Consider the following 14,770-nt stretch of genomic DNA (forward strand, 5'->3'; position numbering starts at 1 on the left):
GTCGCGCCTCCCACAGCACACACGGCTGGAGCGGTGTCACTCCACCCCACCACCGAGCGCCTTGAACAGGGCGATCTCGCTGCCCAGCTGGGCCAGGCGGGTGTCGATCAGCTGCTGGCTGCTGGCGAACAGCTGGCGCTGGGCGTCGAGCAGGGTCAACTGACTGTCGACGCCGGTGCGATAGCGGGTCTCGGCCAGACGGTAGTACTCGGCGCTGGCTTCGACCAGGTCGCGCTGCGCCGCGAGTTGCTGGTGATAGGTGCCGCGCGCCGCCAGGCCGTCGGCGACCTCGCTGAACGCGGCCTGGATCGCCTGCTCGTACTGCGCCACGCGGATGTCCTTCTGCAGGCTGGCGTAGTCGAGATTGGCCTTGAGGCTGCCGGCGGTGAAGATCGGCAGGTTGATCTGCGGCTGGAACAGCCAGGTGCCGCTGCCGCCCTTGAACAGCCCGGACAGTTCGCTGCTGGTGGTGCCGGCGCGCGCGGTCAGGCTGATGCTCGGGAAGAACGCCGCGCGCGCCGCACCGATGTCGGCGTTGGCCGCCTTGAGCTGGTGCTCGGCCTGGAGGATGTCCGGGCGACGCTGCAGCAGCGCGGAGGGCAGGCCGACCGGCAGCTCGGCGAGCACGGCCTGATCCAACGCCTGCGCCGCCGGCAGGTCGGCCGGCGGAGCGCTGCCGAGCAGCAGCTGCAGGGCGTTGCGATCCTGTGCCAGCAGACGGGTGAACTGCGCCACGCTGACCCGCGCGCCCTCCACCGCGGTGCGCGACTGTTGCAACTCCAGCGCCGAGGCCACGCCGACGTCGAAGCTGCGCTGGGTCAGCGCATGGCTCTGCTCGTAGGTCTTGAGGGTTTCCTCGCTGAGGGTCAGCAGCTCGCGGTCGGCCTGCAGGGTCAGCCAGGCGTCGGCGACGCTGGCCACCAGGCTGATCTGCGTGGCGCGCTGCGCCTGGGCGGTGGCGAAGTACTGCTCCAGCGCCGCCTGGTTGAGGCTGCGCAGACGACCGAACAGGTCCAGCTCCCAATCGGTGACCCCGATCGTGGCGCCGTACTCGCCGTTGGTCTCGGCCTGACCGGTGCGGGTCAGGTCGGCCGGCAGACGCTGACGGGTGCCGCTGCCACGGGCGTCGAGCTGCGGGAACAGCTCGGCGCGCTGGATGCGGTGCAGCGCCTGGTAGGCCTCGACGTTCAGCGCGGCCACGCGCAGGTCGCGGTTGTTGTCCAGCGCCACGCCGATCAGCTGCTGCAGCGCCGGATCGCGGAAGAAGCTGCGCCACTCCGGCAGCTCGGCAACCGCCGAGCCCGCTTCGGCGTAGGCTGCCCCTTGCGGCCAGCTGGCCGCCACCGGCGCCTCGGGACGCTGGTAGTCGGGGATCAGCGAGCAGCCGCTCAGCGCCAGGACGATGCTCAGGGTCAGGATCGACTTGTTCACTGCACGGACTCCTTCTCGGCCTGCACTGCCGGCTTGCGTTTGCGTTCGGTCAGCGAGCAGACCAGCACATAGAACAGCGGGATCCAGAAGATCGCCAGCACCAGTGCGGAGAGCATGCCGCCGATCACCCCGGTGCCGATGGCGTGCTTGCTGCCGGCGCCGGCGCCGCTGGAAATCGCCAGCGGCACCACGCCGAGGATGAACGCCAGCGAGGTCATCACGATCGGCCGCAGACGCATGCGGCAGGCCTGCGCCGCCGCGTCGACCAGGCTCATGCCCTGCGCGTGCAGCGACTTGGCGAACTCGACGATAAGGATCGCGTTGCGCGCCGACAGGCCGATGGTGGTGAGCAGGCCGATCTGGAAGTACACGTCGTTGGACAGGCCGCGGCCGTAGGTGGCCAGCAGCGCACCGATGATGCCCAGCGGCACCACCAGCATCACCGAGAACGGGATCGACCAGCTCTCGTACAGCGCCGCCAGGCAGAGGAACACCACCAGCAGCGACAGCGCATACAGCGCCGGCGCCTGGCCACCGGCCAGGCGCTCCTCGTAGGACAGTCCGGTCCAGGCCAGACCCACCCCCGGCGGCAGCTCGGCGGCGAGCTTCTCGACCTCGATCATCGCCTCACCCGAGCTGTAACCCGGTGCCGCGGCGCCCAGCACTTCCATCGCCGGTACGCCGTTGTAGCGCGACAGCTTGGGCGGACCGTAGATCCACTGACCACTGGCGAAGGCGCTGAACGGCACCATCTGGCCCTGGTCGTTGCGCACGAACCACTTGTCGAGATCCTCCGGGTTCATCCGCGCCCCGGCATCGCCCTGCAGGTAGACCTTCTTCACCCGACCGCGGTCGATGAAGTCGTTGACGTAGCTGCCGCCCCAAGCGATCGACAGAGTCTGGTCGATCTCGGCCAGCGCCACGCCCTGGGCGCGCGCCTTCTCGTCGTCGATCAGCAGCTGGTACTGCGCCTCGTCGCGCAGGCCGTTGGCGCGCACGCCGGCCAGCTTGGGGTTCTGCCCGGCCAGCTGGAGGAACTGGTCGCGCGCCGCGGTGAGCACCTGATGGCCGACGCCGGCGCGATCCTGGATGAACACGTTGAAGCCGGTGGCGTTGCCCAGCTCCATCACCGCCGGCGGGGCGAAGGCGAACACCATGGCGTCGCGGAAGCCGAAGAAGCGCTGCTGCGCACGCTGCGCCAGCTCGAACACGCTCTGGCCCGGCTCGCTGCGCTCGCTCCACGGCTTGAGGTTGATGAACGCCATGGCCGAACTCTGCCCGCGACCGGCGAAGTTGAAGCCGTTGACGGTGAACACCGAGCTGACCACGTCGCCCTCCTCCTCGAGCAGGTACTCGCGCATCTGCCGGACCACCTCGTAGGTGCGCTCGGCGCTGGAGCCGGCCGGGGTCTGCACCTGGCTGAACAGCACGCCCTGGTCTTCCTCGGGAAGGAAGGTGGTGGGAATCTTGGTGAACATCCACGCCATGATGGCGACGATCACCAGATACAGCAGCAGGTAGGGCGCCTTGCGCTTGAGCACCGCCTTGACGCCACGCTCGTAGCCGTCGACGCCGCGCTGGAAGTTGCGGTTGAACCAGCCGAAGAAACCGCCCTTGTGGTGATGCTCGCCCTTGGCGATCGGCTTGAGCAGGGTCGCGCACAGCGCCGGGGTGAAGATCAGCGCCACCAGCACCGACAGCACCATGGCCGAGACGATGGTGATCGAGAACTGCTGGTAGATCACCCCGGTGGAGCCGGGGAAGAACGCCATCGGCACGAACACCGCCGACAGCACCAGGCCGATGCCGACCAGCGCGCCCTGGATCTGCCCCATCGACTTGCGCGTGGCCTCCAGCGGCGACAGGCCCTCCTCGCTCATCACCCGCTCGACGTTCTCCACCACCACGATGGCGTCGTCGACCAGCAGGCCGATGGCCAGGATCATCGCGAACATGGTCAGGGTGTTGATGCTGAAGCCGAACGCGGCGAGGATGCCGAAGGTGCCGAGCAGTACCACCGGTACCGCCAGGGTCGGGATCAGCGTGGCGCGGAAGTTCTGCAGGAACAGGTACATCACCAGGAACACCAGGGCGATGGCCTCGAACAGGGTCATCACCACGCCCATGATCGACGCCGAGATCACCGGCGTGGTGTCGTACGGATACACCGCCTTCATCCCCGGCGGGAAGAACGGCTCCAGCTCGGCGAGGGTCTGGCGCACCGCCGCCACGGTATCCAGCGCGTTGGCGCCGGTGGCCAGCTTGACCGCGATGCCGGTGGCCGGCAGGCCGTTGTACTCGGCGCTGATGCTGTAGTTCTCGCCGCCCAGCTCGACGCGGGCGACGTCCTTGAGACGCACCTGCGAGCCATCGGCGTTGACCTTGAGGAGAATGTCGCGGAACTGCTCGGGGGTCTGCAGGCGGGTCTTGCCGATGATGGTGGCGGTCAGCTGCTGGCCCGGCGAGGCCGGCAGGCCGCCGAGCTGGCCGGAGGAGATCTGCACGTTCTGCGCCTGGATGGCGCTCTTCACGTCCACCGGAGTCAGCGCGAAGTTGTTCAGCTTGGCCGGATCCAGCCAGATGCGCATGGCGTACTGGGCGCCGAACACCTGGAAATCGCCGACGCCGCGGGTCCGCGACAGCGGATCCTGGATGTTGGAGACGATGTAGTCGGCCAGGTCGTTGCGGTCCATGCTACCGTCTTCGGACACCAGGCCGATGACCAGCAGGAAGTTGCGCACCGCCTTGGTGACGCGGATGCCCTGTTGCTGGACCTCCTGCGGCAGCAGCGGCGTGGCCAGCTGCAGCTTGTTCTGCACCTGCACCTGGGCGATGTCCGGATCGGTGCCCTGGTTGAAGGTCGCGGTGATGGTCATGCTGCCGTCGGAGTTGCTCTCCGAGGCGATGTAGCGCAGGCCGTCGATACCGTTGAGCTGCTGCTCGATCACCTGCACCACGGTGTCCTGCACCGTCTGCGCCGAGGCGCCCGGATAGCGCACGGAAATCCCCACCGCCGGCGGCGCGATGCTCGGGTACTGGTTGATCGGCAACTTGAGGATCGACAGACCGCCGGCCAGCATGATCACCAGGGCGATCACCCAGGCGAAGATCGGCCGGTCGATGAAGAATCTCGACATGACAGCGCTCCCTTAACGGCTCTGAGCCGGCTGCTGGGCGGGCTTCTGTTCACTCGGCGGGGCCGCGGCGGCGCTCGACAGCGCCGACACATTGCTGGCCGGCTGCGGGTTGACCACGTCACCCGGCTTGATGAACTGCAGGCCCTCGGTGATCAGCCGATCGCCAGGCGCGAGGCCCTCGCTGACCAGCCAGAAGCTGCCGGCGGTGCGTTCGGCCTTGAGCACCCGCGGCTCCACCTTGTTGTCGGCATTGACCACCATCGCGGTGGCCTCGCCCTTGGCGTTGCGCGCCACGCCCTGCTGCGGGGCGAGGATCGCCGCACGCTTGCCGCCGGTCTGCAGCTGCGCCTGGACGAACATCCCCGGCAGCAGCACCTGCTCCGGGTTGGGGAACACCGCGCGCAGCACCACCGAGCCGGTGCCCTGGTCCACCGACACCTCGGAGAACTCCAGGCGCCCGGCATGGGCGTAGGTGCTGCCGTCGGCCAGGGTCAGGTTGACCTTGGCCGCGCCGTCGATCTGTTCCAGCTGGCCGCTGGCCAGCTCGCGGCGCAGGCGCAGCAGCTCGCTGGCCGACTGGGTCACGTCCACATAGATCGGATCGAGCTGCTGGATTTCCGCCAGCGCCTGGCTCTGCCCGTTGCTCACCAGCGCACCCTCGGTCACCGCCGAGCGGCCGATGCGCCCGCCGATCGGCGCCAGCACCTTGGTGTAACGCAGGTCGATGCGCGCCTTATCCAGCGCCGCCTCCGCCTGCAGCTGCGCCGCGCGCGCCTCGTCATACTGCTGACGGCTGACCGCCTGGTCGGCCACCAGCACCTTGTAGCGCTCGGCCAGCGAACGGCTGGACAGCACGCTGGCCTCGGCACTTTTCAGGGTCGCCTGATAGATCGCCGGATCGATCTGGTACAGCTGCTGGCCGGCCTTGACCTCGCTGCCTTCCTTGAACAGGCGTTTCTGCACGATGCCGTCGACCTGCGGACGCACCTCGGCCACCCGGTAGGCTGCGGTACGGCCCGGCAGCTCGGTGGTCAGGGTGAACGGCTGGGCCTCGAGGGTCACCACCCCCACCTGCGGCGCGGGGCGAGCCTGCGGCCCGGCCGCGTCCTCTTTGCCACAGCCGGCCAGCAACAGGAGCGACGACAGGGCGACAAAACCCAGCGCCGCGCGTGCGGATGCGCTATTCATCGGGAAGCCTCGAATTCGTGTGCACAAGCAAGAGAATGAGTGTGGGAGTGGTTGAATCTCCAAGACTTGCTAATATACTTACGTTCACGTTTGTTTGTAAACGCAGACCTGTAGCAATTTTTGAACACCGTACGCCCCAACGGGCGCCCTTGCCAGGCCGCGAGCCCCCGAAGACCCCACCCGACCGGCGCATGAGATTCCCGATGGCCCGTAGAACAAAAGAAGAAGCCGAAATCACCCGCCAGCAGATCCTCGACAGCGCCGAGCGCGTGTTCGCCGCCAAGGGCGTGGCCCACACCACCATGGCCGACATCGCCGCCGATGCCGGCGTTTCGCGCGGCGCCCTGTACTGGCACTTCACCAGCAAGACCGACATCTTCCATGCCATGTTCGTCCGCCAACATGACGCTAACAAGGTCGTCTGCGCCGCTGCCCGTGATCCCGAGGAAGCGGACCCGATGGGCCAGATGCGCAGCATCCTCAGCCACTTCCTCAGCAAGGTGGTGGACGACCCGCAGCAGCGCCGGGTCAGCGAAATCCTCCACCACAAGTGCGAGCTGGCCGGCGAACAGGCCGACCTGCGCCAGCACCTGCAGGCCACCGGCGACGAGATCGACCAGGACATCGCCCTGTCCCTGCGCAACGCCGTGCAGCGCGGCCAGCTGCCCGCCGATCTCGACCTGCGTCGCTCCGCCATCGCCGTGCATGCCTATATTCACGGCCTGATCGACAACTGGCTGCTGCGCCCCGACAGCTATCCCCTCGACCGCGAGGCCGAAGCCCTGGTGGATGCCATGCTCGACATGCTCAGGTTCAGCCCGGCGTTGCGGCATCCCTCGCAGGAGTAGCGCAGCAGGCAGGGCTCGTGACGCGATTGCCGGCAACCAGCACCTCACTCAACCGACAAACACCTGCTGCCGGTGCCAGGCGACGAACTCGACGCTGGGCAGGAAGCGCTCAGGCAGCTCGATTTGCCGGCCGGCCAGCGGCCGCAGCACCTCCCGCACGAAGGGCTCGTCACGCTGGCGCAACTGCGCGGAGAGCCTGATGGTGAAGTCGTCCTCGAGGGTAATCAGCCCCTGGTCGAAGGCGCGGTCGTGCAAGGCAGACAGGCACAGGCCATTGGCCGGATTCAGCCGGTTCGCCTTGTCCGCACGCCAGGGCACGATATGGCTGGCCAGCAGCAGACGCGGCTCGGCCAGTCCGGACATGCAGCAGCGCCCGCGATAACTGCCGAGCACCGCGCGGCGGAAGAACTGCTGCTTGATGCGCTGCTCGACCACGACCTGGCGGGTGGCGCCGGTGAAATCGGCCAGCGCCAGCCCGTCGCCGGCCTCGTCCCGCTCCTGGTCGTCAGCCGGCATGTTGTGTTCAGCGCGCAAGACGGCAAGCAGACCGGCGCACTCCAGCGCCAGTCCCTCCCAGTCGGCATGGAACTGCGTCCAGACCTCACGGTCCAGCTTGGACGCGCCATCCAGGCCTCTGCGCCCGCTGGCTATGATGGCCGGATCCAGGCTGGCGAAATTGACCAGTTTCATCGCCACCGCTGAAGGGGTGCGCCCGATCAAACCAGCCAGCTCAACGATTTCCGGGTGGCGGCTGTGCAACTGACCGAACGGCAGATGGCAATACAGATGAAAGGCCAGCTTGAGCTGGCCAGTAGTCCAACGCTTGAGGCTCATCGTGTCCGGCTCCCGCCAAGGGCAACCGCCCTCCTTACGAATTGATCGCAGTAGCTATGCCCTGACACCACGGCACGCCGGAAACTTCGAACAGCCCCAGAATTGCCGCCCGACATTGACTCCGCGCTTTGCCGTACGGCGCAACATGATGGATTGGCAGATTGGGCAGGCTGGCGCAGGCATAGATGGCGCAGGCCGCACATTCGAAGCAAGCGGATTTAACGGGGCGGGTTGTAGCGGACGATCCACGACGCCAGGAAGCCAATTACGGAGGGCGTCACCATCGATCAATGTCACATGGCGCCCTGCGGCGAAGTTCTTCGCTTCCGGAGTAAATTGCCCGGAGGTAACCACAAGGCAGTCGAGAAGCGATGTGAAGCAAATCATCGACCAGCGAACTCTTCCTTCTTCTCGCCAACTTCAAACTCCTTTTGAACGAGGACCAATTACGGCCCGGCAGCTTACCCCACCATCTCGGACACCACACCCATCGGCGCACTACCGCTATGGCCGCGGTAGCGCACCGCCGTGATGGGTGAAAGGCGCGACCTTGCCGGCTTGGATGTAGCGACAATCGCTGGTGATGGTACGCAGTCGCGCCGCCCCAGCGCCCGCTCCAGCCGGTCCATCAGGCCAAGAAAGGCTGACCGAAGTAACCCGCTGGCTACCGCGCGGACACTGCAGTCCGGCGCGCCGCTCTTGCCTGCCCGGCGAACATGCCCAACACTCGCAGCAAGCGGTGGCGCCCAGCTGCGCCACCTCGTTCAATCCAGAAAAATGTGAGCACTAGCATGTCGGACAGAACAGGCAGCACCGCCAGCTACAGGCAGCGCGAGTCGGGGTATCGGGACAAGGCTCTGAAGATGTATCCCTGGGTGTGCGGACGCTGCGCGCGGGAGTTCACCTATTCCAACCTGAGCCAGCTGACGGTCCACCATATCGACCACAATCACGACAACAATCCGGGCGATGGCAGCAACTGGGAGTTGTTGTGCCTGTACTGCCACGACCACGAGCACTCCAAGTATTCGATCTACAATGGCGAAAACGGCAGCGCGGTGATTCCCGGCGAGAAATCGCCGCAGGTGAAGCACAACCCGTTTGCCAATCTGAAGTCGCTGATCGACGAAAAGAAGTAACTCGCCGCCCGCCGCGCCGCGAGCGCGGCCGACCAGTGGCGCGGAAAACCCCTCGCGACGCGGCGGGTTTTCCCGCAGGACCAGCGGCGCGCCTGTTAACATGCGCGCCAACCAGAATGACCAGGAATAATTCCATGCAAGAGTACGAAAAGCCGCTCGACGAGGCGGAAATCGAGGAACTGAACGAGCTGCTGTTCGGCTACTCGGAAAAGGTCGAGCAGGACCATGCCAAGGACAGCCAGGAAGTGGACTGCGTGTTCAGTATTTCCGAGCTGGACGGCTTTCTCACCGCGGTACTGACCGGGCTCAACCCGATCTCGCCATCGGAATGGCTGCCGGCGCTGTGGCGCGGCAAGCTGCCGAAGTTCGAGACGGAAGCCGAACTGCAGAAGCTCACCGACCTGCTGATGCGCCACATGAACTCGCTGGCCAACAGCCTGTTCGAGGACCCGGAAAGCTTCGCGCCGATCTACGAGATCAGCGAGGAGGACGGCAGCGAGGAAGTGGTCGTCGACGAGTGGTGCTACGGCTACATGCGCGGCGTCGAGCTGCGCGAGAAGGACTGGGAAGCCCTGCGCGAAGCGCAGCCGGAGTTGCTGCTGCCGTTCATGCTGCTCAGCGGCGCCTATTCGCTGGACGGCGAAGAGGAAATCACCGAGGAAGAGCGCGAAGAAATGCGCGAAAGCCTGCCGGATCTGGTGTTCGCCATTCGCGACTTCTGGATGACCGAGGCGGAAAAACCCAAGACGCCGAAGACCGGCCGCAACGATCCGTGCCCGTGCGGCAGCGGCAAGAAGTTCAAGCAGTGCTGCCTGCACTGATGCCGTCCTGATATTCGACTGAATCCGCCTATTCTCCCTCGCCTATTGCGGCGAGCGGGAGAATAGGTGTTGGCTGTTATCCGGCCGCGCTGTTGACGGCCGGTAACAGTCGCTATAAAAAGCATCACCTTATCCGTGGCGAAAAAACAGGCGCAGGGAGTGCGCGGATTTCGCGCACCCGGATATTCTTCTTATTGCAGACCTTCCCTATTCACCCGGAGAAATTTGATGTCCAAACTGTTGGAATTCCGCAAGGCCGAACAGGCCCTCAGGGAGCAACTGGCACGCCTGGAATCGTTCAAGCATGACAAAGAACTGGAGCGCGAAATCGAGTTTGAAGACAAGCTCAAGTCGCTGCTGAAGGAATACGGATTCAAGCTGCAGGACATCGTCGACATTCTCGACCCGCAGCCGATCCAGGTTGCCGAACTCGAAATTGGCCGCCGCGTGCGCAAGACGCAGATCTGGACCAATCCGATCACCGGCGAAGTGCTGGAAACCAAGAGCGGCAACAACAAGACGCTCAAGGCCTGGAAGGCCGAACACGGCGAGAAGTTCGTCAGCACCTGGCTGCAGAAGAACTGAGATCCGCGCGGCAGGTAGCCTGACACGCGCTTTTCTCGCACACTGGCGGCCACCCACACCGACCCTGTCAGGGAGTGATTCGTGTCGCCTGCCGCCTTGCGCCTTCGCCCTGCCCTCCTTCTTGTCCTGCTGCCACTGGCGCTGCTGGCCTATCTTGCCTGGCGTCACTGGCAAGGCCCGCTGCTGCCGGCCTATCAGCTGGAGCTGCGCCCGCTGGTGCAACGGGTGGTGGCCAGCGGCGAGGTGAGCAGCCAGTCGCTGGCGCGCATCGGCAGCGAGCTGACCGGGGTGATCAAGGCCCGCCATGTGCGCGAGGGCGACGCCGTGCAGCCGGGTGACCTGCTGCTGGAGCTGCACGACGCCGAGCAGCAGGCGCGCCTGCGCGAAGCCGAGGCGGCGCTGCGCCAACTGACCGACTCCAGTCGGCCACAGGCCCTCGCCGCACTGCGCGAGGCGCAGAGCAATCTCGACCAGGCCAGCCGCGAACGCCAGCGCCGCGAGGCGCTGTTCGCCCGCCAGCTGCTCTCCGCCGAGGCCCGCGAGCAGGCGCGCCGCGCCGAGGTCACCGCCCGCGAAGCCCGTGCCCGCGCCGAGCTGGCCGCCGCCGCGCTGGCCAGCGGCGGCAGCGAGGAGCAGGTGCTGCGCCAGCGCCTGGAGCAGGCGCGCGCCACCCTGGCGAAAACCCGCATCCATGCCCAGCTCGAAGGCACCGTGCAGACGCGCAACGTCGAGCCGGGCGATCTGGTGCGCCCCGGCGACACCCTGCTGGAGATCGCCCGCGCCGGCAGCCGCGAGATCCTCCTGCCGCTGGACGAGAAGAATCTCGCCCCGGTGGCTCTCGGCCAGCGGGCGCGGATCGTCGCCGACGCCTGGCCCGAGCGGGTGCTGGATGCCCGCGTCAGCTATATCGCCCCGGCGGTGGATACCGCCCGCGGCACCGTCGACGTGCACCTGGACCTGGATGCGCCGGCCGACTTCCTGCGCCAGGGCATGACCGTCTCGGTGAACATCGACACCGCGCGCCGCGAACGCGCCCTGGTGATCGCCAACGATGCCCTGCGGCGCATCGACGGCAGCCGCGCCGAGGTGCTGCGCGAGCAAGGCGGCCGGGTCGAGGCCGTGCCGGTACGCCTGGGCCTGCGCAGCATCGCCCTCAGCGAGGTGCTCGACGGCCTGCAGGAAGGCGACCGGGTGCTCGCCGCCGATGCCCAGGCCGGCCAGCGCGTGCGCCTGAATCTGCAGCCGCTGCCCAGCGGCGTGGCGGAGTAAGCCGATGCACCTGCTCGACTCGCTGTGGATCGAGTGGAAGATCGCCCTGCGCTTTCTCGCCGACAACCGCATGCAGACCCTGCTGATCATCGTCGGCATCGGCGTCGGTTCGGCGGTGATCGTCTTCATCACCGCGCTGATCACCGGCCTGCAGGCCAACGTCATCGAACGCACCCTCGGCACCCAGGCGCACATCCGCATCCTGCCGCTGGACGAGGTCAACCGCGTGCTGGCGCCGCCTGCCGGCAGCCTGGCACTGGACCTGGGCACCCCGCGCGCCCAGCGCCTGCGCTCGATCCTCAACTGGCAGGACGTGCGCGATGTGCTGGATGGGCAGCCCGAACTGCTCGCCGTGTCGCCGCTGATCAGCGGCCCGGCCATCGCCCGGCGCGGCGTGGCGCGCAACTCGGTCAACCTGCTGGGCATCGACGCCGAGCGCTACCAGCGCATCATCCCCATCGCCCCGGACCTGATCGCCGGACGCTTCCTGGTCGACGCCGACCATGCGGTGATCGGCAAGGAGCTGGCCGAGGATCTGGGCCTGGGCATCGGCGACAAGCTGCGCCTGGACGCCGGCCAGGGCCGCGAGAGCATCGTCGACGTCGCCGGCATCTTCGAGAAGGAGGTACGCGAGCTGGATGCGCGCTACGTGTATCTCAGCCTCAAGCAGGTGCAGACCCTGCTCGATCTGCCCGGCGGGGTGACGGTGATCGAAACCAAGGTCGGCGAGATCTTCCAGGCCGAGGCCATCGCCGCGCGCCTGGCGCGGCTCACCGGTCTGCAGGTGGAAAGCTGGATGGCCACCAACGGCCAGCTGCTCAACGCGCTGCGCTCGCAGACCATGACCACGCAGATGATCCGCCTGTTCGTCGGCCTCTCGGTGGCCTTCGGCATCGCCAGCGTGCTGGCGGTCAGCGTGGTCCAGCGCACCCGCGAGATCGGCATCCTGCGCGCCATGGGCAGCCCGCGCGGGCAGATCCTGCGCGTGTTCCTGCTCCAGGGCGGCCTGCTCGGCATGGCCGGCTCCGGCGTCGGCGGGCTGGTCGGCTGGTCGCTGGTGCAGGTGTTCAACACCTTGGGCCCGGGACTGTTCTACATTCCCGTCGATCCGACGCTGATTCCCGTGGCCATGGCGGTGGCGACCGTCACCGGCGTGCTGGCCGCCGCGGCGCCGGCGCGGCGCGCGGCCCGTCTCGATCCGGCGGTGGCGATCCGTTATGTCTGAGCTGACCCGCGGCTTCACCGACGGCGAGGAAGTGCTGCGCCTGGAGCGCCTGCGCAAGACCTACAACCCCGGCACGCCGCTGGAGCTGGAGGTGCTGCACGCGCTCGACCTGCGCCTGGCGCGCGGCGAGCTGGCGGCACTGATCGGCCCGTCCGGCTCGGGCAAGAGCACCCTGCTCAACGTCATCGGCCTGCTCGACTCGCCCAGCGCCGGCGAGCTGTACCTGCTCGGCCAGCCGACCCGGGCGATGGACGACGCGCAGCGCACCCGCCTGCGCAACCAGGCGATCGGCTTCGTGTTCCAGTTCCACCACCTGATCCCGGCGTTCAGCGTGCTCGACAACGTGCTGATGCCGCTGATGATCCGCCACGGCAAGCCGACGCCGGGCGACATCGCGCGTGCCCGCGAGCTGCTCGACGCGGTCGGCCTCGCCGATTTCGCGCAGAAGAAGGCCAACCAGATTTCCGGCGGCCAGCAGCAGCGGGTGGCCATCGCCCGCGCCCTGGTGACCCAGCCGGCGCTGCTGCTGGCCGACGAACCCACCGGCAACCTCGATACCAGGACGGCGGAAGGCGTGTTCGAGCTGTTCCGCCGCTTCAACCGCGAGTTCGGCTGCGCGGTGCTGGTGGTCACCCACGACCCGCGCCTGTCGGCCAGCTGCGCGCGCACCATCGAGCTGGTGGACGGCAGCATCGTCAGCGACCAGGCCAATCCGCCGCCGCGCCCCGCGTAGGCGCAGCCTCATCGGCGGCGCGCGGGGCCGCAGCGGGCCACCGCGGCATCGCGGCCTACACCACGCGGAAGTTCTTGAACTGCCAGGGATCGTCGGCGTCGAGATCTTCGTCGAACAGCCGGCAGCGGTCCTGCAGCGGCGTCCAGTCGCTGTACACGCCGACCACCTCGCCGAGGTAGGGCCGGCAGAAGTCGAGGATCTCCGTGAAGGGCAGCTCGTCCGGCTCGACCACCCCGCGCTGCGGATTGCGCATCGCCCAAACCACCCCGGCGGCCACCGCCACCGTCACCTGCAGGCTGGTCGGGCTGTTGGCCGGGCACAGCGCGCGCGCCTGCTCGACGGACAGCCGCGAGCCGTACCAGTAGGCGCCGCCGGCGTGGCCCATCAGCAGCACGCCCAGCTCGTCGACGCCGCTGACCAGGCCATCGCGCAACAGGCGGCGGCGCGGCTGCAGCTGCCAGTTGCGCCCGGCCAGCTCGTCCAGCGACAGCACGGTGTCGTCGCAGGGGCGGTAGGCATACAGCACGCTCGGCCGGTACTCGGGGGCATCGCCGGCGCCCAGGGTCAGGTAGTCGGCGATCGAGATCGACTCGCCGTGGGTGATCAGGAAGGCATGCTGCGGTCCCGCCAGCGGCGTCCAGCTGCGCACCCGGGTGGCCGCCCCCGGTCTTTCCAGGTAGATGGCCGCCCGGCTGCCGTAGTGGTGACGGTGGCCGTCGGCCGGAAAATGCCGCTCGTGGCTGCCCCAGCCCAGCTCGGCCGGCTGCAGCGCCTCGCTGACGAAGCCGGGCACCGACCAGGTGTTGACGAACTCGTCGGGCACCTTGCGCTGCTGGTCCACCTGCCAGTCGCGCTCGGCGATGTGGATGACGCGCACCCCCAGGCGCCGGGCCAGCTGCGCCCACTGCCTGCGGCTGGTCGGCGCGGGCTGCGCAAGGCCATTGCCGGCCGCCAGTTCGAGCAGCGCCATCTTGACCAGATGCGACACCAGGCCCGGGTTGGCGCCGTGGTTCAGCACCGCGGTCGGCCCCGGCTCGTCGCTGCGCCGCAACGCCAGCGCCGCCTCGCGCAGGGCGTAGTTGCTGCGCTGCGCCGCCGGCAGGTGGCGGTCGACGTAGCCACCGGCCCAGGGCTCGATGCAGGCGTCCAGGTACAGCGCGCCGCGCTCGCGGCACAGTTCGAGCAGCGCCACGCTGCTGACGTCCACCGACAGGTTGAGCAGGAAGTCGCCGGGATCGAGCAGCGGCGCGAGCAGCCTGCGGTAGTTGCTGGCGGTGAGCGCCGCCACCCGGTGCGGGATGCCGGCCTGCACGGCCTGCTCGCTCCCCTCGGCGTCGGCGGCGAGGATCACCAGCTGCGTCGGCCGCAGGGCGATGTGGCGCAGCAGCAGCGGCAGCACGCCCTGGCCGATGCAACCGAAGCCGAGCAGGACGATGCGCCCGGCGTAGGCCTGGCGCTGCTGTGGACTATCCAATGGCCTTACCCCCTCACTGACTTCCTGTGTACGGACCTCAGTATAGGAAGCGGCTCGCGGGAGGGCGGTGGCGCGTTACCGGCCGC

General features: G+C 67.7%; 13 protein-coding genes. 7 read left to right on the forward strand and 6 right to left on the reverse strand.

Annotation, left to right across the window (positions count from 1 at the left end):
* Nucleotides 1–36: 36 nt before the first annotated feature.
* From adeC to BM297_RS06565, 3 genes are read right to left on the reverse strand one after another with little or no spacing between them, the layout of a single operon-like run.
* Complete coding sequence (adeC, locus tag BM297_RS06555; protein WP_092429501.1) at nucleotides 37–1,431, reverse strand: AdeC/AdeK/OprM family multidrug efflux complex outer membrane factor; 1,395 nt, start codon at nucleotides 1,429–1,431, stop codon at nucleotides 37–39.
* Nucleotides 1,428–4,568, reverse strand: coding sequence for an efflux RND transporter permease subunit (locus BM297_RS06560; protein WP_092429503.1), 3,141 nt, complete (start codon nucleotides 4,566–4,568; stop codon nucleotides 1,428–1,430). Before BM297_RS06560 ends, adeC begins: the two co-directional genes overlap by 4 nt.
* 12 nt (nucleotides 4,569–4,580) lie before the next feature.
* Nucleotides 4,581–5,756: an efflux RND transporter periplasmic adaptor subunit gene (locus tag BM297_RS06565; RefSeq protein WP_092429505.1), complete on the reverse strand. Its 1,176-nt coding sequence runs from the start codon at nucleotides 5,754–5,756 to the stop codon at nucleotides 4,581–4,583.
* Between the two features lie 203 nt (nucleotides 5,757–5,959).
* Between BM297_RS06565 and BM297_RS06570 the strand changes: the two genes are divergently transcribed.
* Nucleotides 5,960–6,604, forward strand: coding sequence for a TetR family transcriptional regulator (locus BM297_RS06570; protein WP_092429507.1), 645 nt, complete (start codon nucleotides 5,960–5,962; stop codon nucleotides 6,602–6,604).
* A gap of 48 nt (nucleotides 6,605–6,652) precedes the next feature.
* Here BM297_RS06570 and BM297_RS06575 read toward each other — a convergent pair whose 3' ends face one another.
* Both BM297_RS06575 and BM297_RS22370 read right to left on the reverse strand, forming a co-directional pair.
* Nucleotides 6,653–7,438: an HNH endonuclease gene (locus BM297_RS06575; RefSeq protein WP_092429509.1), complete on the reverse strand. Its 786-nt coding sequence runs from the start codon at nucleotides 7,436–7,438 to the stop codon at nucleotides 6,653–6,655.
* A 54-nt stretch (nucleotides 7,439–7,492) separates the two neighbouring features.
* Nucleotides 7,493–7,825: a restriction endonuclease gene (locus BM297_RS22370; protein WP_092429511.1), complete on the reverse strand. Its 333-nt coding sequence runs from the start codon at nucleotides 7,823–7,825 to the stop codon at nucleotides 7,493–7,495.
* A gap of 404 nt (nucleotides 7,826–8,229) precedes the next feature.
* On the opposite strand from BM297_RS22370, the gene BM297_RS06585 reads away from it, so the two are divergent.
* The 6 genes from BM297_RS06585 (at nucleotide 8,230) to BM297_RS06610 (ending at nucleotide 13,210) form a co-directional block, all read left to right on the forward strand.
* Nucleotides 8,230–8,577, forward strand: coding sequence for a YajD family HNH nuclease (locus BM297_RS06585; protein ID WP_092429513.1), 348 nt, complete (start codon nucleotides 8,230–8,232; stop codon nucleotides 8,575–8,577).
* Between the two features lie 134 nt (nucleotides 8,578–8,711).
* Entirely contained in the window at nucleotides 8,712–9,398 is a 687-nt protein-coding gene (locus BM297_RS06590; protein WP_175526610.1) for a UPF0149 family protein, read from the forward strand.
* Between the two features lie 228 nt (nucleotides 9,399–9,626).
* On the forward strand, nucleotides 9,627–9,983 hold the full coding sequence (locus BM297_RS06595; protein ID WP_092429517.1) for a histone-like nucleoid-structuring protein, MvaT/MvaU family: 357 nt from the start codon (nucleotides 9,627–9,629) through the stop codon (nucleotides 9,981–9,983).
* Nucleotides 9,984–10,079: 96 nt separating this feature from the next.
* Complete coding sequence (locus BM297_RS06600; protein ID WP_394328009.1) at nucleotides 10,080–11,252, forward strand: efflux RND transporter periplasmic adaptor subunit; 1,173 nt, start codon at nucleotides 10,080–10,082, stop codon at nucleotides 11,250–11,252.
* A 4-nt stretch (nucleotides 11,253–11,256) separates the two neighbouring features.
* Nucleotides 11,257–12,477, forward strand: a complete 1,221-nt coding sequence (locus tag BM297_RS06605) for an ABC transporter permease (protein WP_092429521.1) — start codon at nucleotides 11,257–11,259, stop codon at nucleotides 12,475–12,477.
* The gene (locus BM297_RS06610; protein ID WP_092429523.1) at nucleotides 12,470–13,210 is read left to right on the forward strand and encodes an ABC transporter ATP-binding protein; all 741 of its coding nucleotides are present in this window, start codon (nucleotides 12,470–12,472) and stop codon (nucleotides 13,208–13,210) included. Before BM297_RS06605 ends, BM297_RS06610 begins: the two co-directional genes overlap by 8 nt.
* 55 nt (nucleotides 13,211–13,265) lie before the next feature.
* On the opposite strand, the gene BM297_RS06615 is transcribed toward BM297_RS06610, so the two are convergent.
* The gene (locus tag BM297_RS06615; protein WP_092429525.1) at nucleotides 13,266–14,684 is read right to left on the reverse strand and encodes a homospermidine synthase; all 1,419 of its coding nucleotides are present in this window, start codon (nucleotides 14,682–14,684) and stop codon (nucleotides 13,266–13,268) included.
* Nucleotides 14,685–14,770 lie beyond the last annotated feature (86 nt).

The sequence above is a fragment of the Geopseudomonas sagittaria genome (assembly GCF_900115715.1).
In the GTDB taxonomy this organism is placed as follows: Bacteria; Pseudomonadota; Gammaproteobacteria; order Pseudomonadales; family Pseudomonadaceae; genus Geopseudomonas; species Geopseudomonas sagittaria.